The following is a 25,701-nucleotide window of genomic DNA, read 5'->3' as shown; positions in this document are numbered from 1 at the left end:
CTTCGGGCACTCCTCATTTAATAAGTAAATTGGTTGCGGGGGCAGGATTTGAACCTGCGACCTTCGGGTTATGAGCCCGACGAGCTACCGAACTGCTCCACCCCGCGATGATCAAAATAATAAAAGATATATGGCGGAGGAAGAGGGATTCGAACCCCCGCGGGCTTTGACACCCCTGTCGGTTTTCAAGACCGATCCCTTCAGCCAGACTTGGGTATTCCTCCGTAACAATGGTGGACCTTGTAGGACTCGAACCTACGACCGGACGGTTATGAGCCGTCTGCTCTAACCAACTGAGCTAAAGGTCCATTAATAGCGGCGGAGGGAATCGAACCCCCGACCTCACGGGTATGAACCGTACGCTCTAGCCAGCTGAGCTACACCGCCATGGTGAATATTAAAGATAACAAAGTGGAGCCTAGCGGGATCGAACCGCTGACCTCCTGCGTGCAAAGCAGGCGCTCTCCCAGCTGAGCTAAGGCCCCGAATAATGGTCGGGAAGACAGGATTCGAACCTGCGACCCCATGGTCCCAAACCATGTGCTCTACCAAGCTGAGCTACTTCCCGTTATATAATGGCGCGCCCGAGAGGAGTCGAACCCCTAACCTTTTGATCCGTAGTCAAACGCTCTATCCAATTGAGCTACGGGCGCTTAGATGATTAAGCGGAAGACGGGATTCGAACCCGCGACCCCCACCTTGGCAAGGTGGTGTTCTACCACTGAACTACTTCCGCAAAATAGATTGGCAATGCGGATGAAGGGACTTGAACCCCCACGTCTTAAAAGACACTAGAGCCTGATTCTAGCGCGTCTGCCAATTCCGCCACATCCGCATGAAATGGTGAGCCATGAAGGACTCGAACCTTCGACCCTCTGATTAAAAGTCAGATGCTCTACCAACTGAGCTAATGGCTCCAATACTGTAATGAAATCTGAAGACTTTTCGAAAGCTATCTGTCTTTTTTCAGCAACTTTTATATTATATCATAAAATCATGGTGCCGGCAAGAGGACTTGAACCCCCAACCTACTGATTACGATTCAGTTGCTCTACCAATTGAGCTACACCGGCCCATTCCAATATGAATGGTGGAGGATGACGGGATCGAACCGCCGACCCTCTGCTTGTAAGGCAGATGCTCTCCCAGCTGAGCTAATCCTCCTCGTCAGTTGTTGGAGTAACTCTCGATCTGACAAGGACTATTATATACGGGAATACGCCCATTTGTAAAGGCTATATTAAAAAAATTTTATTTTCAGTTTATTCTCTTATAACAGATGAATGTGCACACATCGTTCCGCTCAATCCGCATGATGGCATCAAAAGCTTCAGTGCAACATTTATCCCTATTTACAACTTATAATAGGTTCTCCAGACGCTCCTTGAATTCCTGTCTTTTCCCCGTGGCAAATTTGTATTCGAATTGATTTTTCAAAACATTTTTAAGTCCGTTTCGAACGATAAGCAATATATTTCGCTTCTCGGCTCTCTATCCCGCCCCTTAATATTAAGCGGCATGTTGTGAAAATAACGTTGTGCAGATCAAAATATGTGCATTTATTTGTCTGCCTCCAACTGCCTCAATCCCTTGAATTCCATTTGCCGGAACATCCATAATTCGCTCCTCTATTTGCATTAGTTTACTCCCTAACCTCACTGATTTTACAGCTTATTGGCTCCATATTTCCCTTTAGAATTCGCACCTGAACCACCAGATCGAAGCCTGACGCTTGCCTATTCGTATTACCGTTTTGCGGGGCCAGAAGAGTTGAAATCGTCTATACACTGCCCTTCCGTTATAAACAATTGAACAGCAACAAAAAAGACCAGCTTATATAAGCTGGTCTTTCTAAGCGCTTGGCGGCGTCCTACTCTCACAGGGGGAAGCCCCCAACTACCATCGGCGCTGAAGAGCTTAACTTCCGTGTTCGGCATGGGAACGGGTGTGACCTCTTCGCTATCGCCACCAAACTATGTGCCTTCAGGACGAAGGTACTGGGCGTTCCTCACAGGATGTGAGGGCCTTTAGCCGAGTTTCCTTTCCTTTGGCTTTCTGAGAGGTGTTCTCTCAAAACTAGATAACGGGTAGACAAGGGCCCACAGGATGTGGGTCATGCAGGCGTTGCCACACGATGTGGCGTATTTAGCCAGCGTTCACTTATTTTATTAGGTTAAGTCCTCGATCGATTAGTATCTGTCAGCTCCATGTGTCGCCACACTTCCACCTCAGACCTATCAACCTGATCATCTTTCAGGGATCTTACTTCCTTGCGGAATGGGAAATCTCATCTTGAGGGGGGCTTCATGCTTAGATGCTTTCAGCACTTATCCCGTCCGCACATAGCTACCCAGCGATGCCCTTGGCAGAACAACTGGTACACCAGCGGTGCGTCCATCCCGGTCCTCTCGTACTAAGGACAGCTCCTCTCAAATTTCCTGCGCCCGCGACGGATAGGGACCGAACTGTCTCACGACGTTCTGAACCCAGCTCGCGTACCGCTTTAATGGGCGAACAGCCCAACCCTTGGGACCGACTACAGCCCCAGGATGCGATGAGCCGACATCGAGGTGCCAAACCTCCCCGTCGATGTGGACTCTTGGGGGAGATAAGCCTGTTATCCCGGGGTAGCTTTTATCCGTTGAGCGATGGCCCTTCCATGCGGAACCACCGGATCACTAAGCCCGACTTTCGTCCCTGCTCGACTTGTAGGTCTCGCAGTCAAGCTCCCTTGTGCCTTTACACTCTGCGAATGATTTCCAACCATTCTGAGGGAACCTTTGGGCGCCTCCGTTACCTTTTAGGAGGCGACCGCCCCAGTCAAACTGCCCACCTGACACTGTCTCCCTGCCCGATAAGGGCAGCGGGTTAGAAGGTCAATACAGCCAGGGTAGTATCCCACCGATGCCTCCACCGAAGCTGGCGCTCCGGTTTCCAAGGCTCCTACCTATCCTGTACAAGCTGTACCAACATTCAATATCAGGCTGCAGTAAAGCTCCACGGGGTCTTTCCGTCCTGTCGCGGGTAACCTGCATCTTCACAGGTACTATAATTTCACCGAGTCTCTCGTTGAGACAGTGCCCAGATCGTTGCGCCTTTCGTGCGGGTCGGAACTTACCCGACAAGGAATTTCGCTACCTTAGGACCGTTATAGTTACGGCCGCCGTTTACTGGGGCTTCAATTCGCACCTTCGCATACGCTAAGCGCTCCTCTTAACCTTCCAGCACCGGGCAGGCGTCAGCCCCTATACTTCGCCTTACGGCTTCGCAGAGACCTGTGTTTTGCTAAACAGTCGCCTGGGCCTATTCACTGCGGCTCTCTCGGGCTTGCACCCTAACAGAGCACCCCTTCTCCCGAAGTTACGGGGTCATTTTGCCGAGTTCCTTAACGAGAGTTCTCTCGATCACCTTAGGATTCTCTCCTCGCCTACCTGTGTCGGTTTGCGGTACGGGCACCTCTCACCTCGCTAGAGGCTTTTCTTGGCAGTGTGGAATCAGGAACTTCGCTACTATATTTCGCTCGCCATCACAGCTCAGCCTTACGGGAAACGGATTTGCCTATTTCCCAGCCTAACTGCTTGGACGCGGATATCCAATACCGCGCTTACCCTATCCTCCTGCGTCCCCCCATTGCTCAAATGGTGAGGAGGTGGTACAGGAATATCAACCTGTTATCCATCGCCTACGCCTTTCGGCCTCGGCTTAGGTCCCGACTAACCCTGAGCGGACGAGCCTTCCTCAGGAAACCTTAGGCATTCGGTGGAGGGGATTCTCACCCCTCTTTCGCTACTCATACCGGCATTCTCACTTCTAAGCGCTCCACGAGTCCTTCCGGTCTCGCTTCACAGCCCTTAGAACGCTCTCCTACCACTGTTCGTAAGAACAGTCCGCAGCTTCGGTGATACGTTTAGCCCCGGTACATTTTCGGCGCAGAGTCACTCGACCAGTGAGCTATTACGCACTCTTTAAATGGTGGCTGCTTCTAAGCCAACATCCTGGTTGTCTAAGCAACTCCACATCCTTTTCCACTTAACGTATACTTTGGGACCTTAGCTGGCGGTCTGGGCTGTTTCCCTTTCGACTACGGATCTTATCACTCGCAGTCTGACTCCCAAGAATAAGTCTTTGGCATTCGGAGTTTGACTGAATTCGGTAACCCGGTAGGGGCCCCTAGTCCAATCAGTGCTCTACCTCCAAGACTCTTACCTTGAGGCTAGCCCTAAAGCTATTTCGGAGAGAACCAGCTATCTCCAGGTTCGATTGGCATTTCACCCCTACCCACACCTCATCCCCGCACTTTTCAACGTGCGTGGGTTCGGGCCTCCATTCAGTGTTACCTGAACTTCACCCTGGACATGGGTAGATCACCTGGTTTCGGGTCTACGACCACGTACTCATGCGCCCTATTCAGACTCGCTTTCGCTGCGGCTCCGTCTTTTCAAACTTAACCTTGCACGGGATCGTAACTCGCCGGTTCATTCTACAAAAGGCACGCCATCACCCGTTAACGGGCTCTGACTACTTGTAGGCACACGGTTTCAGGATCTCTTTCACTCCCCTTCCGGGGTGCTTTTCACCTTTCCCTCACGGTACTGGTTCACTATCGGTCACTAGGGAGTATTTAGCCTTGGGAGATGGTCCTCCCGGATTCCGACGGAATTTCACGTGTTCCGCCGTACTCAGGATCCACTCAGGAGAGAACGAAGTTTTGACTACAGGGCTGTTACCTCCTATGGCGGGCCTTTCCAGACCTCTTCATCTACCTCGTTCTTTTGTAACTCCGTACAGAGTGTCCTACAACCCCAAGAGGCAAGCCTCTTGGTTTGGGCTAATCCGTTTCGCTCGCCGCTACTCAGGGAATCGCATTTGCTTTCTCTTCCTCCGGGTACTTAGATGTTTCAGTTCCCGGGTCTGCCTTCTCATATCCTATGAATTCAGATATGGATACTGCTCCATTACGAGCAGTGGGTTTCCCCATTCGGAAATCTCCGGATCAAAGCTTGCTTACAGCTCCCCGAAGCATATCGGTGTTCGTCCCGTCCTTCATCGGCTCCTAGTGCCAAGGCATCCACCGTGCGCCCTTTCTAACTTAACCGTTAAAAGAATCACTACGTGATATCTTGCATTACAATTGAATGTGAATGTCTACTTTCGTTATCTAGTTTTCAAAGAACAACGCATAGGACATGCTAACACATGCGTTGCCACAGGATGTGGCGCATTTAGCAGGTGCTCCTATGTCTGAAGGAATGATCCTTCAAAACTAAACAAGATCTAAACGCACCTGTCTATAAGACCGCAAGGTCTTATATTCCGTATAATATCCTTAGAAAGGAGGTGATCCAGCCGCACCTTCCGATACGGCTACCTTGTTACGACTTCACCCCAATCATCTGTCCCACCTTCGGCGGCTGGCTCCAAAAGGTTACCTCACCGACTTCGGGTGTTACAAACTCTCGTGGTGTGACGGGCGGTGTGTACAAGGCCCGGGAACGTATTCACCGCGGCATGCTGATCCGCGATTACTAGCGATTCCAGCTTCACGCAGTCGAGTTGCAGACTGCGATCCGAACTGAGAACAGATTTGTGGGATTGGCTTAGCCTCGCGGCTTCGCTGCCCTTTGTTCTGTCCATTGTAGCACGTGTGTAGCCCAGGTCATAAGGGGCATGATGATTTGACGTCATCCCCACCTTCCTCCGGTTTGTCACCGGCAGTCACCTTAGAGTGCCCAACTGAATGCTGGCAACTAAGATCAAGGGTTGCGCTCGTTGCGGGACTTAACCCAACATCTCACGACACGAGCTGACGACAACCATGCACCACCTGTCACTCTGCCCCCGAAGGGGAAGCCCTATCTCTAGGGTTGTCAGAGGATGTCAAGACCTGGTAAGGTTCTTCGCGTTGCTTCGAATTAAACCACATGCTCCACCGCTTGTGCGGGCCCCCGTCAATTCCTTTGAGTTTCAGTCTTGCGACCGTACTCCCCAGGCGGAGTGCTTAATGCGTTTGCTGCAGCACTAAAGGGCGGAAACCCTCTAACACTTAGCACTCATCGTTTACGGCGTGGACTACCAGGGTATCTAATCCTGTTCGCTCCCCACGCTTTCGCGCCTCAGCGTCAGTTACAGACCAGAGAGTCGCCTTCGCCACTGGTGTTCCTCCACATCTCTACGCATTTCACCGCTACACGTGGAATTCCACTCTCCTCTTCTGCACTCAAGTTCCCCAGTTTCCAATGACCCTCCCGGTTGAGCCGGGGCTTTCACATCAGACTTAAGAAACCGCCTGCGCGCGCTTTACGCCCAATAATTCCGGACAACGCTTGCCACCTACGTATTACCGCGGCTGCTGGCACGTAGTTAGCCGTGGCTTTCTGGTTAGGTACCGTCAAGGTACCGCCCTATTCGAACGGTACTTGTTCTTCCCTAACAACAGAGTTTTACGATCCGAAAACCTTCATCACTCACGCGGCGTTGCTCCGTCAGACTTTCGTCCATTGCGGAAGATTCCCTACTGCTGCCTCCCGTAGGAGTCTGGGCCGTGTCTCAGTCCCAGTGTGGCCGATCACCCTCTCAGGTCGGCTACGCATCGTTGCCTTGGTGAGCCGTTACCTCACCAACTAGCTAATGCGCCGCGGGTCCATCTGTAAGTGGTAGCTAAAAGCCACCTTTTATAATTGAACCATGCGGTTCAATCAAGCATCCGGTATTAGCCCCGGTTTCCCGGAGTTATCCCAGTCTTACAGGCAGGTTACCCACGTGTTACTCACCCGTCCGCCGCTGACCTAAGGGAGCAAGCTCCCGTCGGTCCGCTCGACTTGCATGTATTAGGCACGCCGCCAGCGTTCGTCCTGAGCCAGGATCAAACTCTCCATGAAATGGAATGCAGATTAACATCTGCATGACCTGCATCGTGCAGGCCCGTTTGATAATGACTACGCACATTCGCATGTGCGATTTATTTAATGAATTAACAGGTACGTTTTGTCTTGTTTAGTTTTCAAAGATCATTTTCGCCTCTCAAAGAAGCGACTTTACTAATATAACATTCTATCAATGTGAATGTCAACAACTTTTTCAAGATTTTTTTGAAGTTGTTTTTATAAAGCCCTCTTTTTAGGGGCGGATACTAATATAACATCTATTTTCGTTTTGCACAATAGCTTTTTTAAAAAAATAATAATCAAAATGAATTGGACTCAGGTGATTCATGAGCAGCTGGAGCAGCCGGCAATTTACGCAATTTATTCCTTCTTACTGTTTTCTTCTATATAAAAGATATACAGCGGTCTTTAACAGCTGAACATGATCCGAAGCTGCGAAGATGACATTAAACTCTCCGCTATCAGCCTTCACTTGAATCACTTGTGTGGAAAAAGCTGTTCAGCCTACCTTTTCAGCTTAGCGGTCGAATGTCTGACAACCAGTTCAGGTTTGTAGACGGTAGAATGCTCAAGCTGGTCCGTGTTGCGTCCCTCAACTTTGGCAATCATCCATTTTGCCGCCTCAATCCCCATCTTCATTTTCGGATGGGTGACTGATGTCAGCTTTACTTCAGATGCCTCGCTCAAGTGTGAGTCGTCATATCCGACAATCGATATATCTTCCGGTACTTTTAAACCGAATTCCCTCACGACATCCAACACCATAAGCGCTATCTCGTCATTATAGCAGAATATGGCAGTTGGGCGGTCTGTCGAAGAAAGCCGCTTCCTTGCTTCAGCTATCGTTTTTTCTTTTTTATTCTCTGTCGTGTAAGTCACGACCATTTCCGGATAAAACGACAAGCCGTTTTCTCTGAAAGCCCTGATAAATCCTTTCATCCTGTTGACGCCCTGCATATCGTCCTGTTTAAAAAAACCGAACAATTTTTCATGGCCGAGCTTAATCAAATGCTCTGTGGCGATAAAACCGCCGTGTTCATCATCCAAAATGAAATGGGGCGGATTTAACTCCTGATAAAATTGGTTGATCATCAAATACGGTATATGGTGCTGTTCAAGCGTCAGATAGTAATTTAAATTCGGATTAAAGCTTCCGGTTTTCGTCGGCTCCACAATCAACCCATCAATTTTTTTGTCAAGCATATTCACAAGGCACTGTTTTTCTTTTTCAATGTCATTATTGGTGCTCGCGACGACCAATGTATATCCTGCACTCGACAGCGAAGATTCGATTCCTCTTATAATAGAAGGAAAAATGTAATCCGAAAGGTAAGTCGCGATGACCCCGATCATCTTATTTCTTTCCCTTCCTTTTTCAGAAAGTTGAAGGCGGTGAGAGCAATACGTCCCTGAGCCCTGCTCTCTGTATAAAAGCCCTTCATGAACAAGGTCGCCGATCGCTTGCCGGATCGTATGCCTGCTCACATTAAATATTTTCATCAATTCGTTTTCCGAATGGATTTTTTCGCCCGGCTTCACTTTGCCTTCATATATCCACGATTTAATTTTATTTTTCACCATGCTGTATTTCGGGAGTTCACTCATCAGATCAACCCTTTACTGCATCTTGTACGTATGAATAAGTTCTATTATAAAGGAAAAGATGTTTGCATTGCTACATATTGGAGGGTTTTAGCAAAAATTTTCGAACAATTAGCTTGTCGTCCGTTTCTTTTTTTAGTATAGTAGAATATAACTAAATAACTTGATGACCACAAGGGGAGCCTCCAGGCTGAGAGTGAACGACCGTTCTGACCCTTTGAACCTGTTAGTTAACGCTGGCGTAGGGATGTGGCAAAGTCATTTCTAATTGCATCCAAAGCAGTGCGTGGAAAACTTTCCTACTCCTTCCCCGCATTGCTTTTTTTATTGGGAAAGAAGTCCGGTATCCCTTTGTTCATCAAAAAGTGAGGGTTATGATGAATCAATCTAAACAACTTGTACAGCTGATTGAAATTGCGATTATGACAGCAATAGCACTTATACTTGATATGGTGTCCGGAATGTTTTTAAAAATGCCTCAAGGCGGTTCAATCGCCATCATGATGATTCCGATCTTCCTGATCTCCTTTAGATGGGGGCTGAAGGCAGGGCTGGCAACCGGGTTTTTAGCCGGATTGCTTCAGTTTGTCACTGGAGGATATTACGTTTATCATCCTCTGCAGCTTCTTCTTGATTACTTTATCGCGCCTACGGCGGCGGGAATCGGCGGCTTTTTTGCCGGATCGATCAGAAATGCTTCAATCGAGAAACAAAAAGGAAAGATCATTTCCTATGTTACGCTGGCCGTCTTTCTTGGAAGCGGACTGAAATTTCTCGCACATGTCATCAGCGGCGCTGTCTTTTTTGGAAACTATGCGCCTGAAGGCACTCCGGTATGGATTTATTCATTAGTATATAATGGAACATATATGCTTCCGTCTTTCATTGTCTGCACAATCGTCCTTTGCTTACTGCTGCTAACCGCGCCAAGACTCTTGGAAAACAGATCAAACATGAGATAACATAAAAAAACAGCGGACTCGCCTGAGACTCCGCTGTTTTTTTATGTTTTCATCAAATCTGCGACCAATATATACCGCTCCGGCGCTGAACCGATAAAGTCAAAAGGATAGCAGGTGGAAACCGTCAATGTCGCTCTCGGCTTCGGTACAATCACCGTCCGGTCATCCGCATCCACGATTCGGACCTTTTTCACTTTGTATGTAAAAGTTCCATAGGAAGCTTCAACGATTAACTGATCGCCTTTCCCCACTCGGCCGAGTTTTCTGAAAACCGTATCCCGATGGCCTGATAAAACCGAGTTGTCATCTTCTCCAGGCAGAACGGATCCTGCGTAATGGCCTACACCTTTTTGCAGCTCGTCTTCATCTGTCCCATGATATATCGGAAGCCTTGCATTGATTTTCGGAATAACAAGATCACCGATTTTCTCCCCGGTTTCAAAAGTTTGATCAATGACCGTCTTTTCTTTTTTCGTCGTCTGAATCGGAGGTTTTTCAGGCTTTTCCTCTTCTTTCATCTGCTGAAATGAAAAAAGAGCATAGCCGTGCATCAGCTTGAACACATTCGTTGTTGTAAAATAAGCGCCGCATGCAACCATCGCAATGGCTATGAGCCAGATGATCTTTTTTCGATGTGCCTTAATTTCCTTTCACTCCTTATAAAAACTTCCCATTCTAAACATACTTAGAATGGGAAGTGAAATGTTAAGCCGCTTTGCGAAGCCTTCTGACCATGAAGAATCCGCCAACCATCAGAACGGCGCCAAAGATCGACCATTCCGCGTAATGCCCGGCCGTTTTTGGAAGCTTTGCACCTTTAACCGTCTTTTTCACATGAGATTTCTGTGTATCATGTTTGACAGCCGTTTTGGTTTGCTTCACTTTTGACCCTGTGTCATGAATTAAATCAGATCCGATCATTTCAGGCGTCAGCAATACATCCAAAATGAAATTGCCCTGCAGATCGTACACTTCCACCAGAAGGCTTGCTCCCTTCAGATCTTCCGCACTGACAAGCGTTGTCAAAGACACTTCTTTTTTCTTTCCGTCTTTTACAAGATAATATTTCGTTTTCACTTCAAGCGTCTTCTGAAGATCGTTTAAAATGGACAGCATTTCAGCGATATCTTGAGCTGACAGCTCTGATACAGACTCGAAATCGGCTACCGCTTCAAGACGTTCTCCAAGAGCCATCAAGTCATTTTCAAGGTTCGGATTGTTATCGCGCACTTTTCGGAGATGATTCACGAGTCTTTCCCACTCCTGATCATCCACACCTAATTCTTGAAACATGTTCCCGATCTGAAAATCGTCTTCTTCATATGTCACGGTGAAAAGCGCATCGTCCAATTCGTATTCAAACATAAACACGTCGAGAATGTTTTGGCCGCTTTCCATATAGCCATTTTCAACAAAAAGGTCAGCCGCTTCTTTTTCGCTCAATCCGTATTCTTTTAAATAAGATGCCAAAAGCTTTTTAGTCAACTTTTGCCCTAAAAAGTCTTTCAACTCTTCGACTGACTCAAAATCTTTTAAACTCTCATCATATGTATCCTGCAAATAGGTTTCCAATTCCTTTTCTGTCATTCCTATTTCTTCAAGGTACTCTTTAAGCTCGGCCTGTTTCGGCGCGGCAAAAGCCCCTGCTGCCGGCACTAAAACCAAGATGCAGACCAATAATGGCATCAGCCTTTTTTTCATTTCGTATGACCCCCTAAATTTATCTTTCATTTTGATTATAGTGGAAATATTTTAAAAAACATGTATTGTAATTAAAAATCTTTTCGTCTATAATATTTTGTTCTTTTTCCTGTTTAAACAGGCATAATCTTTCCCTCTATTGAATGTAATATAGTAAAGCGAATAGAGGAGGTATACAAATGAATCCTTACTATATGATGCTCTTATGTTACGTCCTATCGATCATCCACTTTTTAATAGGCTACCGGGAAGCCCTGAAAATAAGCGGAGCTGACGGGCTGGTCAACGGAACCGCAATGATCTCCTGTATTCCGCTTGGCGCGGTTTTCGCTTTTTTCGCGCATTTTTTTTGGAAAATGACGATTTAATTTCAGAAATGATTTTTCACCAACAAACTTGTATTTCGGTGTTATTCACAGACAGCGGCAGTTTATGCTATGATTAATAGAACTTCAATTTACAAAAAATTCACAAAGATTGGAGGGAAGAGAATGGCCAAAGCCGTGGCTTCTCAAGAAGTCGCCAATATGCTGAACGACTGGTACATACTGATGAAAAAACGAGACATTTCAGGTTCAATCGAAATGAAAGATGACATAGATAAAGCAATTGAAAAGATGGAAGATGATCATGACGTTCTTCTCTATTATCAAATGCTGGATTTTCGCTTAAGGCTCCTTCTTGAAGATATCTCCCAATCTTCCACCGAAAAATTGGAAGCCATCAGTTTTCAAGACAAAGATCCAAAAAGTACGGACGACAAGCTGAATTATTATTTTTACCTGTTCAAAGGGATTTATGAAGACTACAAGCAAAACCATACAGAAGCGCTTAATTTTTTCAGAATAGCGGAAAAAAGGCTGAACGTCATTCAAAATGAAATTGAAAAAGCCGAATTTCATTATAAAATCGGTGTTTTGTATTACAACTTAAAAGCGACATGGCTGTCGATTCACCACATCAACATTGCCTCCGGCATCTTCCAAGGGTATGACGGGTATGCCAAGCGGGTCATCAACTGCAAAATGCTGATCGGACTCAATTATATTGACCAATTTAAGTTTGCCGAAAGTGAAGTATTATTAAAGGAAGCAATTGAAAAAACCGAAAAAATCGGCGACCAATATCTTTTACCGTGTACCTACTATAATATGGGCTTTTTGAAGAGTAAGGAAGACAAGCAGGAGGAAGCGCTAAAGTATTATAATAAAGCTTTTGCAATCAAAGATTTTGAATCGAAAGCCAAATATGCTTACCTTCTTTGCGTTTATGAAAACACAAGGTCTCTTTTCAAAACCAACTCACACAAACAAGCATTTAAATGGATCGAGGTAGGCTTAAAAAAATCCAAGGAAATGAACAGCGAAATTTTCGAATTGAAATTCAAAATTTTATATACATTATATTCTGATACACAGAATAAACTGGAAATAATCAAGGACTATGTTCACCAGTTAGAAAATGAAAAAGCCTGGGTAGATTTGGAGGAATTATTGATGGATGTAGCGAATTACTACAGGCGAGAAAAGTTATATGAAGAAGCCATATATTTTTACATTAAAACAGACAAGGCGAGCAAGCTCGCCGGAAGAGGAGGAGAATAAAATGAAAAAAGTATTATTAACAGCAGTTGTATTAGGTGCAGTTTTCAGCTTTTCATTCGTAAACCATGCACCGGAAGCGGCTTCTCAAGGAGATCAGGTACTTCTGGCATCCCGGGGATCAGGGGCATAAAACAATTCAAAAAATACCCATTCAGACAACTGCTGAATGGGTATTTTGCACTTTACATTCATATTCAGGAGTGATCGATATGGGAAAGAAAGTACTGCTGACAGGTTTTGACCCCTTCGGGGGAGATACGGTCAATCCGTCCTGGGAAGCTGTAAAACGGCTGAACGGAGAGGTAGTCGAAGACGTTTCTATCGCAGCGGAGCAAATTCCGACCGTTTTTCATCATTCAGCGGCTGTTTTGGAACAAGCGATCGAAAAGCATGACCCCGATGTCGTCATTTGTGTAGGACAAGCAGGCGGCAGAGCTCATATTACACCGGAACGCATCGCAATCAATATTGATGACGCCCTCATTCCGGATAATGAAGACCGGGAACCGATCGATGAACCCATCGCGGCACACGGGCCTGCAGCTTACTGGTCCGCGCTTCCGATCAAGCTCATTGTGAAAGAGTTGAGAAAAAACGGAATCCCGGCCTCTGTCTCCAATTCAGCGGGAACTTTTGTATGCAACCATCTCTTTTACCAGTTAATGCACCGTATAGACCGCACCTCGGCGAACATCCGCGGAGGGTTCATCCACATTCCCTTTCTCCCCGAACAAACAGTCGATAAACATGAGCCGAGCCTCAGCCTTGAAACGATCGTCGAAGGACTGAGGATAGCTGCGGTCACTTCCGCCCTTCACGAAAAAGACATTCGCGAAACCGGAGGCTCGCTCAGCTGACACCGAAGCCGCCTCAAGGCGGCTCTCCGGCTTCGTAAAAAGCCGCTTGATCCCTTGGCCGCTTTCACTCGGATTCTTGTACATCTTTGTGTGTTTTTCTTGAAAAAAGTAAACACTATAAGAAAAACAGGTAAAAGGGTGAACACGGATGCAGAAATCCTATGCCGTTTTCGGGCTCGGCCAGTTCGGCGGCAGCCTTGTGAAAGCCTTTCACGCAAAAGGGGCGGAAGTTTTAGGCATCGACAAATCAGAAGAAAAAGTAAACGAATATTCTGCTTATGCAACCTACACCATTTGCGCCAATGCCGTTGATGAAAATACATTGAAACAAATCGGAATACGCAACATCGACCACGCATTTGTATCATTCGGCGATGACATTGAAGCAAGCATTCTAACCTCGCTTTTGCTGATTGAAATGGGCGTCCCCAAAGTATGGACGAAAGCACAAAATGACTATCATCAAAAGGTTCTGCATAAAATCGGCGTCCATCGTATTATTCATCCTGAAAAAGATATGGCCAAGCGGATAGCCAGCCATATCACGTCGGAAAAGATGATCGATTTTGTTGAGCTGTCGCCAAACTACAGCATCGTCGAAATTGTGGCAACTAAAAAGCTGGACAAAAGAAGCCTGGGGGAAATCGATGTCCGCGCCAACTTCGGCTGCAACATCGTCGGCATAAAAAGGGACGGGCATTTCATCATCGCACCGAGTGCTGATGACATGATATATGAAAACGATATTTTGATTGTGATCGGGCAAAACAAAGATATTGAGACCTTTGAAAAAAAGGGCGATTAACCGTGAAGTTTAAACAGATTCAATTAAGCCCGTCCCAACTGCTCGTGCTCGTGTTTTTATTTTTTATCATATTAGGAACCCTTTTATTGAAGATGCCAGCAGCAACGCCCAAACCCATAGGCTGGATTGATACGCTTTTTACATCGACCTCGGCGATGACTGTTACCGGTTTAGCCGTCGTTGATACAGGCACGGATTACACGATGTTCGGTCAGCTCATGATCCTCGTTCTCATTCAGCTCGGGGGACTCGGCATCATGTCATTTGCGGTGCTTATTTTTATCATGCTCGGGAAAAAAATTGGCCTGAAAGAACGGCTGTTGATTCAGCAGTCACTCAACCAAACTTCTTTAGGCGGGATCATTAAACTTATCAAGAGTTTGTTTATCTACTCCTTTGCGATTGAAATGCTGGCGATGCTGATACTGGCTGTCAAATGGGTTCCTGAATACGGTTTCGCACGCGGCTTCTACTACAGCCTGTTCCATGCGGTTTCCGCCTTTAACAATGCGGGATTTTCCATATGGTCGGACAGTTTAATGCGGTATGAAGGTGATCCGCTCGTCAACCTGGTGATTAGTTTTTTGTTCATCATCGGCGGGATCGGGTTTACCGTATTGTCCGATTTATGGCATAAGTGGAGCTTTAAAAAGTTGAGCCTTCATTCGAAATTGATGATATACGGTACGTTTATCATCAATTTGGCAGCCATGATCTTCATCTTTCTGCTTGAGTATCAAAATCAAAAAACGCTGGGAATGCTTCCGCTAACTGAAAAACTTTGGGGCGCTTATTTTCAGGCCGTAACCCCGCGAACAGCCGGATTTAACACGACAGACATCGGAAGCCTCCGCGAAAGCACGACCACGCTTTTGCTCCTTCTTATGTTTGTTGGGGCGGGGAGCGCATCGACCGGCGGGGGGATCAAGCTGACGACGTTTCTTGTTATTCTCCTGTCGGTGATCACTTTTTTAAAGGGCAAAAAACATATTTCAATAGCAAAAAAAACGCTGAAAGACCATTTGATCATCCGTTCGCTCGCTATTTCAACAATCAGCGTGCTGTTGATTTTAACGGCCGTCTTTATTTTAAATATGACAGAACCTAAACCGTTTTTGGCGATTTTGTTTGAAGTCGTATCAGCCTTCGGTACGGTCGGCCTCTCAATGGGGATTACGGCCGACCTGTCCCCTGCCGGAAAGATGCTGATAATTTTCATTATGTTTCTCGGAAAACTCGGGCCGCTCACATTGGCGTTTTCGCTGGCCAGACCTGAACGGGAAAACATCCGCTATTCAAGCGAAGATATTTTGACCGGATAAAGCGCGGACTTTAAAGCGCCTTGTGCGTTTTCCCTTTCACAGCCGGGACCGTGTTTTTCCGCTTGCTTTGCGAGGCCATGAACAGGATGATGCCTGAAAAAATGACCGCTCCGCCGATCACCTGCGTCATCATGACGGATTCGTCTAAAATCCAATACGCCAGCGCAACCGCTCCGACAGGTTCAAATAAAATCGCCACAGAAATCATATTGGTGCTCAGCCATTTCAGCACCCAGTTAAACAGCGAGTGGCCGAGCAAAGTCGGAATGACGGCAAGCAGGAAGAAGTACCCCCAATCTGACGCAGGATAAGAAAAAAAGGCGGCGCCCGAAAACAGGCAGTATAGACATAAGGTGATGGCGCTGATTCCATACACAATAAAAGTGTAAACAGTTAAACTGTGGCGTTTTCTGACATGCTGTCCAAACAGCAGATATGCCGTTACAAGCGCGCATGCCAAGAGTGCAAGAATGTCGCCGTAGAGCGCCTGACCGCTAACTTTGAAATCCCCCCAGCTGATGTACACGCTTCCGCCGATTGCGAGAAGCGCACTGATGATCCCAGCGAATGACACTCTTTCTTTAAATAAAAAGTATGTACCGATAAAAGAAAAAATCGGCTGCAACGTAACAAGAACAACCGAGCTTGCCACAGACGTGTATTCAAGCGAGCGAAACCATAAAATAAAATGAAATGCCAAAAAGAACCCCGCTGCCGCTGAAAACAGCCAATCTTTTTTCGAAAAACTCAAGACTTCTTTTCTTTTTCCCCAGAAAAAAGGAAAGATCAGCAAAGCGGAAAAAAAGAGACGATAAAAAGCGATGATTCCAGCATCAGCTGTTGACAGCCTGACGAAGATGGCGGAGGAAGACACAGCCAGCACCCCGACCACTAATGCTATATACGGATACAATGTTGTTCTCAAATGAATCCTTCCTTCTGTTCATTTTTTCTTAAGCATATCCGATGGCGATGCGAAAATCGAGTGTTTTTTGGTTATTTTACCAGCCAGTAATATGGTACAGTAAAAACAGGAGGGGATATGATGAGCATTTTTAATGAAGCAAGAAAAGAACTTTGGAGCGAGATTCAAGGCCTGTCAGACGAAACGCTGAATAAAAGGCCCGCGGAAGACGAATGGAGCATTCAAGAAGTGATCGACCACCTGAAAAAAATCGACCTGATGGCACTTCAAATCCTGAAGGAACAAATCAAGCATGCACCGGTTAAAACAATCGAAGATAAACCGGTTCATCAGTTGGAAGACAGAAGCTCCAAGCGAAAGGCGCCTCCATATGCAGAGCCTGAAAGAAAAACGGCTGATGCTTTAACCCTCAAAGCTGAGCTCGACAATGTCAGAACACAATTAACTTCAGTCATCGCTGCCTTTCATGATGAAGACTTTCAAAGGGTGCTGCCGCATCCGATTTTCGAAGAGCTTACGGTCAGGCAGTGGCTCGACTTCATCGGCCATCATGAAAGAAGACATATTAAACAGATCAAGGAAATCAAACAGAAACTATTGTAATACGCGGAAAGCCCCGGCTTTAGAGGCTCGGGGCTTTTTATCCGCTTAGGCAAACGATCTGGCGTCTTTCATGGCAGCAGGCGAATACGACCACACTTCTGCCTGGTCGCCTTGATGGATCAGGCCCGGGCGTTCGACGACGCAGACGATCCCCCTTCTTCCCATCGCATGGCGCACGAAGCGCGAAGCAAGCTTCGGTTTGTCGGGAAACTGCTCCTGAATGACTTCTCCGGGTTGAATGCACGGCTCATTCTCACCCTCGCTCAACAGAGAGGCGCCGCTTGGGAAAACGATTCTGCTTCCTTCTCTTAATGAGGTTAAATCAGGCAGTCCGCTTAATGCGATATTGGCCCCGAGCCATTCCGGAAGGACCGCAGGAATGTTCAGCCGTCCGGCAATCTCAAGGCACTCTTCTACCGAGACAATCGAAATCTGCCTCCTGTTGAAAATCTCCGTTCCTCTTTTATACATCGGCTCCCTTGCCCCGGCTTTTTTCGTCAATCCAAAATGCAGGTCACCCGGTATGCCCCCGTAATCGATCGCGATCTTTGCCTGTTTCTCTGTCACAAATGACGGTGTGTCCGCTATGTATACGTTCTCCGCAACAGCCGTGCGCTTCTTCCACATTCAACCCATCCCCTTTTTTTCAAGATGTGATTTATTTTACAACGCTTCCCTTTTTTTCTCAAATTGAGAAAGCCCGCTGTGCGCTCACACAGCGGGCTTAACGCATGTCTTTATACAGTTTTCGGCGTTAAATTAAAGCAGCGTTTGTAAATCCAATTGTACGCTTTTTCGTTCAGGTCTCTCGGGTTTCCGACCGTTTGCGGATCTTTCATTGCTTCTTTTGAAAGGCGGTCGATCATGTCAGGTGATACGCCTTGCTCTTCAAGACTAGGAATCTCCAAGTCTTCCACAAGCTGATACATCCAGTTCACTGCAGCTTTAGCTGCTTCAACTGTAGACATGCCGCTTGTGTCAATTCCGAACGCTTTTGCAATGCGGGCGAATTTTTCAGGGTAGCCTTTCCAGTTGTATTCCATTACAGGACCCATCATTGCTGCCACACATTGGCCGTGCGCAACAGGAATGATTCCTCCAAGCGTCTGGCTCATCGCGTGAGCAGCGCCTGCAGATTCGCTTCCGTAGGAAAGGCCTGCAAGCATAGCCGCCTGCGCCATGCCGTATCTCGCTTCAAGATCTTCGCCATCGGCAAATGCTCTGCGGATGTAATGTGCGCCGTATTCGATCGCAAGAAGAGCTACAGCGTCAGTAATCGGCTGGGCAAATTTCATCGTATAGCACTCGATGGCGTGAGCCAAAGCGTCAACGCCGGTCATCGCTGTGACGTGCGGAGGCATTGATACATGTAATTCAGGATCGATCACTGTTAAGTGAGCAGCAATCAGCGGGCCGCCCGTATTGAATTTAAATTCGCGCTCTTCATCTGTGATAACCGCCCATTGTGTAACTTCTGAGCCGGTTCCGGCAGTCGTCGGGATCGTTGTAAGCGGAGGAATCCGGTTTTCAAGCGGCTTTTTTCCTTCTGCAGCTTCATAGTCAAGGACTGAGCCTTCATGAGTGGCTTCGACTCCGATCGCTTTTGCCGTATCCATTGAGCTTCCGCCGCCGACTGCGACAAGTCCGTCGCAACTTTCTTCAGCATACAGCTTGGAACCTTCAGCGACAAGACGGACAGGCGGATTCGGCTCGACTTTATTAAAGACGACAACTTCAACGCCTGCTTCCTGAAGGGATTCAACGACCGGGTTTGTTACACCGGCTTTGTAGATGCCAGGGTCTGTGACAAGCAGCGCTTTTGAAACGCCAAGCTTTTTCACTTCTTCACCCACATGTTTAACAGCTCCGATTCCGTGCTTAATGACGGTCGGGATTTCAAACGTGTGGAATTTGTTCATCGCTTCTACTTTCATATTTAAAGTCATGAATCATTTCCTCCTTCTTATGCTTTAAACCAATTGACAGCCGCCGGTTTCGCATTGCGGTAGACGTGCTTCACTTCTGTGTATTCTTCAAGGCCCATGCGGCCAAGTTCGCGGCCGATGCCTGACTGCTTGTAACCTCCCCAAGGCGCTTGTGCGAAATAAGGGTGGAAGTCGTTGATCCAGACGGTTCCCATGCGCAGTTTAGAAGCGACGCGTTCCGCTTTTTCGATGTCTTTTGACCAAACGGCGCCGGCAAGGCCGTAAATCGTATCGTTTGCAAGTGAGACAACTTCTTCTTCTGTTTTGAATGTTTCAACTGTTAATACAGGACCGAATACTTCTTCCTGAACGATTCTCATATCTGATGTACAGCCCGAGAAGATTGTCGGCAGATAGAAGAAGCCATTTGCAAGTTCAGGGTCCTCCGGACGTTTTCCGCCTGTTTCCAGCTTGGCACCTTCCTTCAGGCCGATTTCCACATATTTTTCAACTTTGCTGCGGTGTTCAGCTGAAATGAGCGGACCGCTCTGTGTCTCCTCGTGGAATCCGTTGCCAAGTTTGATTTTTTTCGCACGCTTGACAAGCTCTGCGACAAAGTCGTCATGAATGGATTCTTCAACGAGAAGACGAGCCCCCGCGGAGCAAACCTGCCCTGCGTGGAAGAATACCGCATTCAGCGCCTGGTCAACCGCAACGTCAAAATCTGCGTCTTTAAACACAATATTCGGATTTTTCCCGCCAAGCTCAAGCGCAATTTTTTTCACATTCGTACTTGCAGCCTGCATGATTTTCTTTCCGGTTTCAATTCCGCCGGTGAAGGAAATTAAGTCGACGTCTGTATTTCTGGCGAGTTCATCGCCGACAGTGGCTCCGGGGCCGAGAACAAGGTTGGCAACCCCTTTAGGCACACCGGCTTCTTCCATCAGCTTGAAGATCTTAATGGTTGTCAGCGGTGTGATTTCACTTGGTTTAACAACGATCGTGTTGCCCGCTGCCAAAGCCGGAGCGATTTTCCAGCTTGCCTGCAGAAGCGGATAGTTCCACGGTGTGATCTGCCCGCAGACACCGACCGGCTCCCTGACAATTTCGCTTTTAGATTCGGGAATCGGTGAAGAAATGACTTCTCCGCCATCTTTATCAGCAAGCCCTGCATAATATTGAAATACGTTTGCAATATCATCCATATCGGCTCTGCTTTCTTCAAGCGTCTTGCCGGTATCAAGCGATTCAAGTTCTGCCAGCTCTTCGTGGTCGCGTCTGATCAGTTCCGCGATCTTTAATACAATGTTGCCTCGTTCAAGGCCCGGCGTATTCGCCCACTCGCCGTCGTCAAATGCGCGGCGCGCTGCGGCAATCGCCCGAACAGCGTCTTCTCTGTCTCCTTCACTGACGGTTTCAATATGCTCTTGATTGTAAGGATTGATAATTTGGCGAGTCTCGCCTTTTTTGGCGCCCACCCACTTTCCGTCAATGAAAAGTGTTTGACTCATAAAAGCAGCCTCCTCATTACGCAAAATTTGTTAAATAAAAATTTAACGTTTTGAACACTTTGAATTTATCATGCGCCATTTTTTGTGTCAAAAGAAAATCAGGCTGATTATTTTTTTGAATTTTATGTGAATGCAGAGCTCACATGGGCTGAGGCCGTTTGAAAAAAAATTTTGATTTTGACATTTGAATTTCTTTCGTTAAGATAAAGAACATACAGAAATAACTTAACAAACTTAACGCGGATTTCAGATCAATCCCCGATTTTTCGGGGGGCATTGAATCTGCAATGCTGATGTTCCGCTCCTGTGAAAGGAGGCAAGTTATGGACAATCCCCGTGATCTTTCAGCAAAAGAAGCGATCGCACAGGCAAAGGATCTTGTCATTGATTCAATCGCAGAAACAATGGATCTGTACGGCATTACCCGGAGTGCGGGTATTTTGTACGGAACAATGTACCTTTCGGATGAAATGACACTGGACGAAATGCGGGAAGAACTGCAAATGAGCAAGCCCAGCATGAGCACAAGCGTGAAAAAGCTCCAAGACTTAAACGTCGTCAAAAAGACATTCCATAGAGGAAGAAGAAAACACAGCTTTGTTGCTGAAAAGGATTTCTTCAAATTTTTCACAAGCTTTTTCCCGCAAAAATGGGAAAGGGAAGTCAAAGTGAATCTCATGGCCATTCAAGACGCTCAAAAAGCATTGGAGAACATCGTCGAAAGCGATGGGCTTGACGAAAGTATAAAAGAAGAAGCGAGAACTCTTTATGACCAGCTGGAACATTCAAAACCGTATTATGACTGGCTGCTGAAACTCGCGAAATCTGTCCAATCCGGAGAGATCTTTGAGTTTATACCGATTGATAACAAGAAATAAAAAGGTTTTATCCGCTCTGAAGTCAGCAATTTGCATACTTCCCAGAGTGGCGCAAAACCTTTTTTCACATTTTAATTTCAAGAAAATTCAAAAAATATTTCCGGAGGCGATGTGCATACATGAATTATGCTGAGAAGAAAAAAAACTGGATCAAATTAGGTATTTTTATGCTGTTTGCGGGAGGCATACTCGCGTATATCGGCATTTCGAATGCAGACATTCATTGGGGCGGCTTTATCTCGATGATGATATTCTTTGCTTTCACCTATTATTTAGGCGCATTTTACGCAGCAAAGAAATCAAATTCTTTTTCTGATATGATCGTGGCAAAAAGGAGCATGCCGTTTTTCGTCGGAATGGTGACGATGGCCGCAACATGGGTCGGCGGCGGATATATTAACGGAACGGCTGAATCGGCTTACAGCGACGGCCTCATCTGGGCACAGGCGCCTTGGGGCTACGCATTGAGCCTGATTATCGGCGGTATTTTCTTCGCTAGAAAAATGCGCCGTCATCGATTTATGACCATTATCGATCCTCTCGAACAGCGCTTCGGTAAGCGGATGGCCGGCGTTTTATATATACCGGCGCTGTTAGGAGAATTGTTTTGGAGCGCCGCGATCTTAACGGCATTGGGCACGACTTTCGGAATGATTCTGAATATCGATTTCCAAACGTCGATTATTCTTTCGGCGATGATCGCCATCTCTTATACGGTGGCCGGAGGCATGTGGGCAGTCGCTTTCACAGATGTCTTCCAAATGATCATCATTTTGCTCGGGCTGTTTTTAGTCGTCCCATTTGTATTGTCAAATGTCGGTTCTCTCGATAGCGTATGGGCAAATTACAGGCACGATTTCGGCAGCAGCGCCAATCTGTTTCCGCCGTTGGACGGCTGGAAAAACCCGGAATGGGGAAACCTGTTTTGGAACTGGTGGGATAATGCGCTCCTCTTAATTTTCGGAGGTATCGCATGGCAGGTGTACTTTCAGCGCGTTCTTTCGGCAAAATCAGAGAACGCCGCCATGTGGCAGTCGATTATTGCCGGAGTGATCTGCATCATTGCCGCCATTCCGTGCGTGATCATCGGAGCTGCCGGAAACAGTGCCGATTGGAGCCTGTTCGGAGCGAACGCTCCGGATAACCCGGCGATGATTTTGCCGCAAACGCTTGCTTATTTAACGCCAGGAATCGTAGCAGGACTCGGCTTGGGTGCAATCGCAGCAGCCGTCATGTCAAGCATGGACTCATCGATTCTATCGGCATCATCAATGGCCGCATGGAATATTTACCGTCCGCTGATCAAGCCGAAGGCCACCCAAAAACAGCTGCAAAAAGTCGTCAAACGCTCAATCGTTTTGTTCGGCGCGGGAGCAGCGATCATCGCGTTGAATGTCAAAAGCGTTTATACTTTATGGTATTTGGCTTCAGATTTAGTTTATTGCATTCTTTTTCCCCAGTTAACAATGGCCCTCTTTTATAAAAGAGCAAACCTGTACGCGTCAATTGCTGGATTTGCAGTTGCAGTCATTCTGAGGCTCGGCGGCGGTGAACCCGCATTTGGCATCCCACCGCTTCTGCCGTATCCGATGATTGAAGACGGCACAGTCCTCTTTCCTTTCCGGACACTGGCTGCAGTCACAGCATTTATGACGATCTTCGTTGTGTCCGAATTGACGCAGCGCAAATGCCCTCCTAAACAGCTTGTACTCCCCCAAGAAAAACAGAAAGACGATCGCGCGGCTTAAATAGAAAAAACGCCCGGCCCCGGGCGTTTTTCTTGATTCGTGTTTATTTTTTCACGGCATGAATGTAATGAATCGTTTCAAAGGCTGACAGATCATCTTTTCGATTTTTAAAATAACGCTCTTGAATATCTGACGGTGATAAATGCTCATAAACGAGCAGTCCGGATTGCTCCAGCATTTGCTGCATTTCCTGATACGAATAGCATGACTTCATCGGTTCTCCGCCTGCTGCTGCCATTTTCACCATATTTTCCACCCTGTTGGAGAAACCTTTCTCTTTAAACAGGTTTTCATCCGCATAATCGAAAACGATCGAACTCCCTGAAGGAAGATCAGCCATTAATTGCCCGAGCAGTGTTTCGGTTTCTTCCTTTGTTAAGTAGTAAGAAACGCCTAAAAAGCTGAAGAACGTTTTTTTGTTAAAGTGAAAACCCTTATCAGCCAATTCTTGATATGAAAACGACTTGGCAAAGTCCAAAGGAATAAAATGAAGGTGGCCCGGGATGTGAAAACCGGCTTTGTTCAGCCTTTCCTTTTTCCATTTCTGTGTCGCCGGGTGATCAATTTCAAAGATATCAATTTTGTCCTTTAACTCTAGGTTCCGAAAACAGAAAGTATCCAGCCCTGCCCCAAGAATCACGTACTGTTCTGTCCCAAGCCGAATCTCACGATGGAGCACTCTTTCGCAATAAGCGGCACGGGCGAGCGGCGTCGGAGAGAGCTGAACTTGTGTAATCCATTTTAATATTTCTTCATCGTCTCCCTCGTATTTTTCCGCTATATCTTTGTTGAAGAACTGTATGCCTTGAATGAAGTTGTTTTTGATATCAGTAAATTCTTGTTGGGAAATGAGCGTTTTGGCTAGATTGTCATCAAAAATTTTTGGTTCATCATATTGGCTGTGATAAGCTCTGCCAAAAGCCGAAATAAGAGACGTTACACTAGATTCATCTTTTTTCATGTCGGACACTCCTTCATAAACGCAAAAAAATAGGATTCTCCCGGCCAGGAGAATCCTATTATACACACCAATATTCAATTAGTAAATTATAGCATAAATAATTTTTTTTGTCAAGAAATTGCGCTTTTTCTATTTTGATTAATGATCGAGAAACCGGCCTGTGAGTATGGGAAAACTACACGTATAACAGCGGAGTCGACTTTTTAAAAATCTCGCCGTCTCTTATATAAAAACGAGGGACGCGCCAGCTTATTGTAGATACCACTTCATAGTTGATCGTATCTAGCATTTCCGCAACTTCATCAACGGAAATTTCAGCTCCCTTTTGCCGGCCGTAAATCACGACTTCCTCTCCTTGTTTACCTTCACTCTCTCCCAGACTGACCATTATCATATCCATTGTTACTCTTCCCGCCACCGGCACCCGTCTTCCGCGATGAAGAATAAATCCGCGGTTGGAAAGTTCACGGGAATAACCGTCAGCATAGCCGACCGGAATCGTGGCAATGACTTCCCCGCGCTCCGCAACATATGTAGCGCCGTAACTAACGGTTCGCGGTTCTGTCAACATGGTTTTCACATAAGCGATGCGCGCCTTCAAGCTTAGTGCAGGCACAAGCTTAACGAGATTGAGCTGCCTGATATAATCGGAAGGATATAATCCATACATTCCGATGCCTAAGCGAATCATATCAGCGCTGAATTCCGGAAAAGCGATCGCTGCAGCCGTGTTGTTCATATGGACGGTGGGCAGCTTAAAGCCTTGCTTTTTCAGAAAGCGGAGAAAGCGGATAAACTTTTCATGCTGCAGCATGGTTAGCTCAGTATCCGGTTCGTCAGCTGTTGAAAAATGCGTAAAAATTCCTTCCCACCTGAGGTTTTCACTCGCCGTCAGCGCTTCCACAATTGCTAAAAGTTTTTCTTTTGTTCGTACACCTAAACGCCCCATACCGGTATCCACATTGATATGAACAGCCAGCCGGTTAGGACTTGCTTCTTTTTCCAATATCTCGTTCGCTTTTTTAATCCAGTCAACTTGAAATGCTGATAACGATATATTCCAAGCTGCCGCTTCTTTCACACAGCTAAGCGGGGTGAAACCAAGCACAAGGGTCGGCGCTTCAATCCCCGCTTTTCGTAAAACGACCGCTTCCTCCACCGAGGCAACGGCAAGCTCACTAGCGCCATGTTCAAGTGCATGGCGTGCCACATCCACCGAGCCGTGACCATAAGCGTTCGCTTTTACGACAGCCATAATCTTGCTCCTCTTCGGAATATGCCGCCGAAACGCGCGCAAATTTTTTTTAATCGCATCAAGATTTACCTCTACCCAAACTTCCCGGCAAAGCTTTTTCATCAACGCTCCCTTCTTTCTTGTCAAATAGTATTCAACTCATTTAGCCGTTCGAAAAT

Annotated in this window: 19 protein-coding genes, 12 tRNA genes, 3 rRNA genes and 1 riboswitch; of the genes, 10 read left to right on the top strand and 24 right to left on the bottom strand. The window is 46.6% G+C overall.

The features are described from left to right. Nucleotides 1-30: 30 nt before the first annotated feature. The 16 genes from H2R00_RS20290 to H2R00_RS20215 form a co-directional block, all read right to left on the bottom strand. Nucleotides 31-107, bottom strand: a tRNA-Met gene (locus H2R00_RS20290). 24 nt (nucleotides 108-131) lie between these two features. Continuing rightward, nucleotides 132-224: transfer RNA gene (locus H2R00_RS20285), tRNA-Ser, on the bottom strand. 7 nt (nucleotides 225-231) lie between these two features. After that, nucleotides 232-308 (bottom strand) — tRNA-Ile (locus H2R00_RS20280). A gap of 5 nt (nucleotides 309-313) precedes the next feature. Further along, a tRNA-Met gene (locus H2R00_RS20275) sits at nucleotides 314-387 on the bottom strand. 25 nt (nucleotides 388-412) lie between these two features. Further along, a tRNA-Ala gene (locus H2R00_RS20270) sits at nucleotides 413-485 on the bottom strand. 6 nt (nucleotides 486-491) lie between these two features. Further along, a tRNA-Pro gene (locus H2R00_RS20265) sits at nucleotides 492-568 on the bottom strand. An 8-nt stretch (nucleotides 569-576) separates the two neighbouring features. Further along, a tRNA-Arg gene (locus H2R00_RS20260) sits at nucleotides 577-653 on the bottom strand. Between the two features lie 11 nt (nucleotides 654-664). Next, a tRNA-Gly gene (locus tag H2R00_RS20255) sits at nucleotides 665-736 on the bottom strand. Between the two features lie 15 nt (nucleotides 737-751). Further along, nucleotides 752-835: transfer RNA gene (locus H2R00_RS20250), tRNA-Leu, on the bottom strand. A 6-nt stretch (nucleotides 836-841) separates the two neighbouring features. Beyond that, nucleotides 842-917, bottom strand: a tRNA-Lys gene (locus H2R00_RS20245). 80 nt (nucleotides 918-997) lie between these two features. Next, nucleotides 998-1,073, bottom strand: a tRNA-Thr gene (locus tag H2R00_RS20240). Between the two features lie 15 nt (nucleotides 1,074-1,088). Next, nucleotides 1,089-1,164, bottom strand: a tRNA-Val gene (locus H2R00_RS20235). Between the two features lie 693 nt (nucleotides 1,165-1,857). Beyond that, a 5S ribosomal RNA gene (gene rrf / locus H2R00_RS20230) occupies nucleotides 1,858-1,973 on the bottom strand. Nucleotides 1,974-2,169: 196 nt separating this feature from the next. Continuing rightward, nucleotides 2,170-5,095 (bottom strand): 23S ribosomal RNA (locus H2R00_RS20225). A 235-nt stretch (nucleotides 5,096-5,330) separates the two neighbouring features. Then, nucleotides 5,331-6,878, bottom strand: a 16S ribosomal RNA gene (locus tag H2R00_RS20220). The 16S, 23S and 5S rRNA genes sit together here, the layout of an rRNA operon. 510 nt (nucleotides 6,879-7,388) lie before the next feature. Further along, nucleotides 7,389-8,489 carry a GntR family transcriptional regulator gene (locus H2R00_RS20215; RefSeq protein WP_182070169.1) on the bottom strand — a complete coding sequence of 367 codons (1,101 nt, stop codon included), beginning with the start codon at nucleotides 8,487-8,489 and terminating at the stop codon, nucleotides 7,389-7,391. 162 nt (nucleotides 8,490-8,651) lie between these two features. After that, nucleotides 8,652-8,751: riboswitch (TPP riboswitch) on the top strand. 112 nt (nucleotides 8,752-8,863) lie between these two features. On the opposite strand from H2R00_RS20215, the gene thiT reads away from it, so the two are divergent. After that, nucleotides 8,864-9,448 (top strand): energy-coupled thiamine transporter ThiT, encoded by a 585-nt coding sequence (gene thiT / locus H2R00_RS20210; protein WP_182071122.1) that lies wholly within the window; start codon nucleotides 8,864-8,866, stop codon nucleotides 9,446-9,448. A 41-nt stretch (nucleotides 9,449-9,489) separates the two neighbouring features. Here thiT and H2R00_RS20205 read toward each other — a convergent pair whose 3' ends face one another. After that, the gene (locus tag H2R00_RS20205) at nucleotides 9,490-10,047 is read right to left on the bottom strand and encodes a class D sortase, LPxTATN-specific (RefSeq protein ID WP_182070168.1); all 558 of its coding nucleotides are present in this window, start codon (nucleotides 10,045-10,047) and stop codon (nucleotides 9,490-9,492) included. Between the two features lie 106 nt (nucleotides 10,048-10,153). Further along, complete coding sequence (locus H2R00_RS20200) at nucleotides 10,154-11,149, bottom strand: processed acidic surface protein (RefSeq protein ID WP_182070167.1); 996 nt, start codon at nucleotides 11,147-11,149, stop codon at nucleotides 10,154-10,156. A 179-nt stretch (nucleotides 11,150-11,328) separates the two neighbouring features. Here H2R00_RS20200 and H2R00_RS20195 point away from each other — a divergent pair, with 179 nt between their 5' ends. The 6 genes from H2R00_RS20195 to H2R00_RS20175 all read left to right on the top strand — a co-directional run bounded on the left by H2R00_RS20195 (nucleotide 11,329) and on the right by H2R00_RS20175 (nucleotide 15,737). Further along, entirely contained in the window at nucleotides 11,329-11,517 is a 189-nt protein-coding gene (locus H2R00_RS20195; protein WP_003184678.1) for a hypothetical protein, read from the top strand. A 123-nt stretch (nucleotides 11,518-11,640) separates the two neighbouring features. Then, a complete protein-coding gene (locus H2R00_RS20190; RefSeq protein ID WP_182070166.1) occupies nucleotides 11,641-12,753 on the top strand; it encodes a response regulator aspartate phosphatase in 1,113 nt (370 codons plus the stop codon). 1 nt (nucleotide 12,754) lies between these two features. Further along, on the top strand, nucleotides 12,755-12,883 hold the full coding sequence (locus tag H2R00_RS21405) for a hypothetical protein (protein ID WP_255204467.1): 129 nt from the start codon (nucleotides 12,755-12,757) through the stop codon (nucleotides 12,881-12,883). Nucleotides 12,884-12,962: 79 nt separating this feature from the next. Next, the gene (pcp, locus tag H2R00_RS20185; protein WP_182070165.1) at nucleotides 12,963-13,610 is read left to right on the top strand and encodes a pyroglutamyl-peptidase I; all 648 of its coding nucleotides are present in this window, start codon (nucleotides 12,963-12,965) and stop codon (nucleotides 13,608-13,610) included. A 148-nt stretch (nucleotides 13,611-13,758) separates the two neighbouring features. Beyond that, nucleotides 13,759-14,415, top strand: coding sequence for a potassium channel family protein (locus tag H2R00_RS20180; protein ID WP_154999677.1), 657 nt, complete (start codon nucleotides 13,759-13,761; stop codon nucleotides 14,413-14,415). Nucleotides 14,416-14,417: 2 nt separating this feature from the next. Further along, nucleotides 14,418-15,737 (top strand): TrkH family potassium uptake protein, encoded by a 1,320-nt coding sequence (locus tag H2R00_RS20175; protein ID WP_182070164.1) that lies wholly within the window; start codon nucleotides 14,418-14,420, stop codon nucleotides 15,735-15,737. A gap of 10 nt (nucleotides 15,738-15,747) precedes the next feature. Here H2R00_RS20175 and H2R00_RS20170 read toward each other — a convergent pair whose 3' ends face one another. Further along, nucleotides 15,748-16,662, bottom strand: a complete 915-nt coding sequence (locus tag H2R00_RS20170) for a DMT family transporter (protein WP_154999676.1) — start codon at nucleotides 16,660-16,662, stop codon at nucleotides 15,748-15,750. Between the two features lie 117 nt (nucleotides 16,663-16,779). Between H2R00_RS20170 and H2R00_RS20165 the strand changes: the two genes are divergently transcribed. Further along, nucleotides 16,780-17,265, top strand: coding sequence for a DinB family protein (locus tag H2R00_RS20165; RefSeq protein WP_154999675.1), 486 nt, complete (start codon nucleotides 16,780-16,782; stop codon nucleotides 17,263-17,265). Nucleotides 17,266-17,310: 45 nt separating this feature from the next. On the opposite strand, the gene H2R00_RS20160 is transcribed toward H2R00_RS20165, so the two are convergent. From H2R00_RS20160 to betB, 3 genes are all read right to left on the bottom strand, one after another. After that, the gene (locus tag H2R00_RS20160; RefSeq protein ID WP_154999674.1) at nucleotides 17,311-17,892 is read right to left on the bottom strand and encodes an MOSC domain-containing protein; all 582 of its coding nucleotides are present in this window, start codon (nucleotides 17,890-17,892) and stop codon (nucleotides 17,311-17,313) included. A gap of 110 nt (nucleotides 17,893-18,002) precedes the next feature. Further along, complete coding sequence (locus tag H2R00_RS20155) at nucleotides 18,003-19,211, bottom strand: choline dehydrogenase (RefSeq protein WP_182070163.1); 1,209 nt, start codon at nucleotides 19,209-19,211, stop codon at nucleotides 18,003-18,005. A 17-nt stretch (nucleotides 19,212-19,228) separates the two neighbouring features. Beyond that, nucleotides 19,229-20,701, bottom strand: a complete 1,473-nt coding sequence (gene betB, locus H2R00_RS20150; protein WP_182070162.1) for a betaine-aldehyde dehydrogenase — start codon at nucleotides 20,699-20,701, stop codon at nucleotides 19,229-19,231. 323 nt (nucleotides 20,702-21,024) lie between these two features. On the opposite strand from betB, the gene cudC reads away from it, so the two are divergent. Both cudC and H2R00_RS20140 read left to right on the top strand, forming a co-directional pair. Further along, entirely contained in the window at nucleotides 21,025-21,579 is a 555-nt protein-coding gene (cudC, locus tag H2R00_RS20145) for a transcriptional regulator GbsR (RefSeq protein ID WP_182070161.1), read from the top strand. A gap of 119 nt (nucleotides 21,580-21,698) precedes the next feature. Next, nucleotides 21,699-23,327: a high affinity choline transporter 1 gene (locus H2R00_RS20140; RefSeq protein WP_182070160.1), complete on the top strand. Its 1,629-nt coding sequence runs from the start codon at nucleotides 21,699-21,701 to the stop codon at nucleotides 23,325-23,327. A gap of 43 nt (nucleotides 23,328-23,370) precedes the next feature. Here H2R00_RS20140 and H2R00_RS20135 read toward each other — a convergent pair whose 3' ends face one another. Further along, complete coding sequence (locus tag H2R00_RS20135; RefSeq protein ID WP_154999669.1) at nucleotides 23,371-24,288, bottom strand: class I SAM-dependent methyltransferase; 918 nt, start codon at nucleotides 24,286-24,288, stop codon at nucleotides 23,371-23,373. Between the two features lie 175 nt (nucleotides 24,289-24,463). Beyond that, nucleotides 24,464-25,645 carry an alanine racemase gene (alr, locus tag H2R00_RS20130; RefSeq protein ID WP_182070159.1) on the bottom strand — a complete coding sequence of 394 codons (1,182 nt, stop codon included), beginning with the start codon at nucleotides 25,643-25,645 and terminating at the stop codon, nucleotides 24,464-24,466. Between the last annotated feature and the right edge of the window lie 56 nt (nucleotides 25,646-25,701).

The organism is Bacillus haynesii (assembly GCF_014042035.1).
GTDB classification, from domain to species: Bacteria; Bacillota; Bacilli; order Bacillales; family Bacillaceae; genus Bacillus; species Bacillus haynesii.
This window is presented reverse-complemented; position numbering and strand designations above follow the sequence as displayed.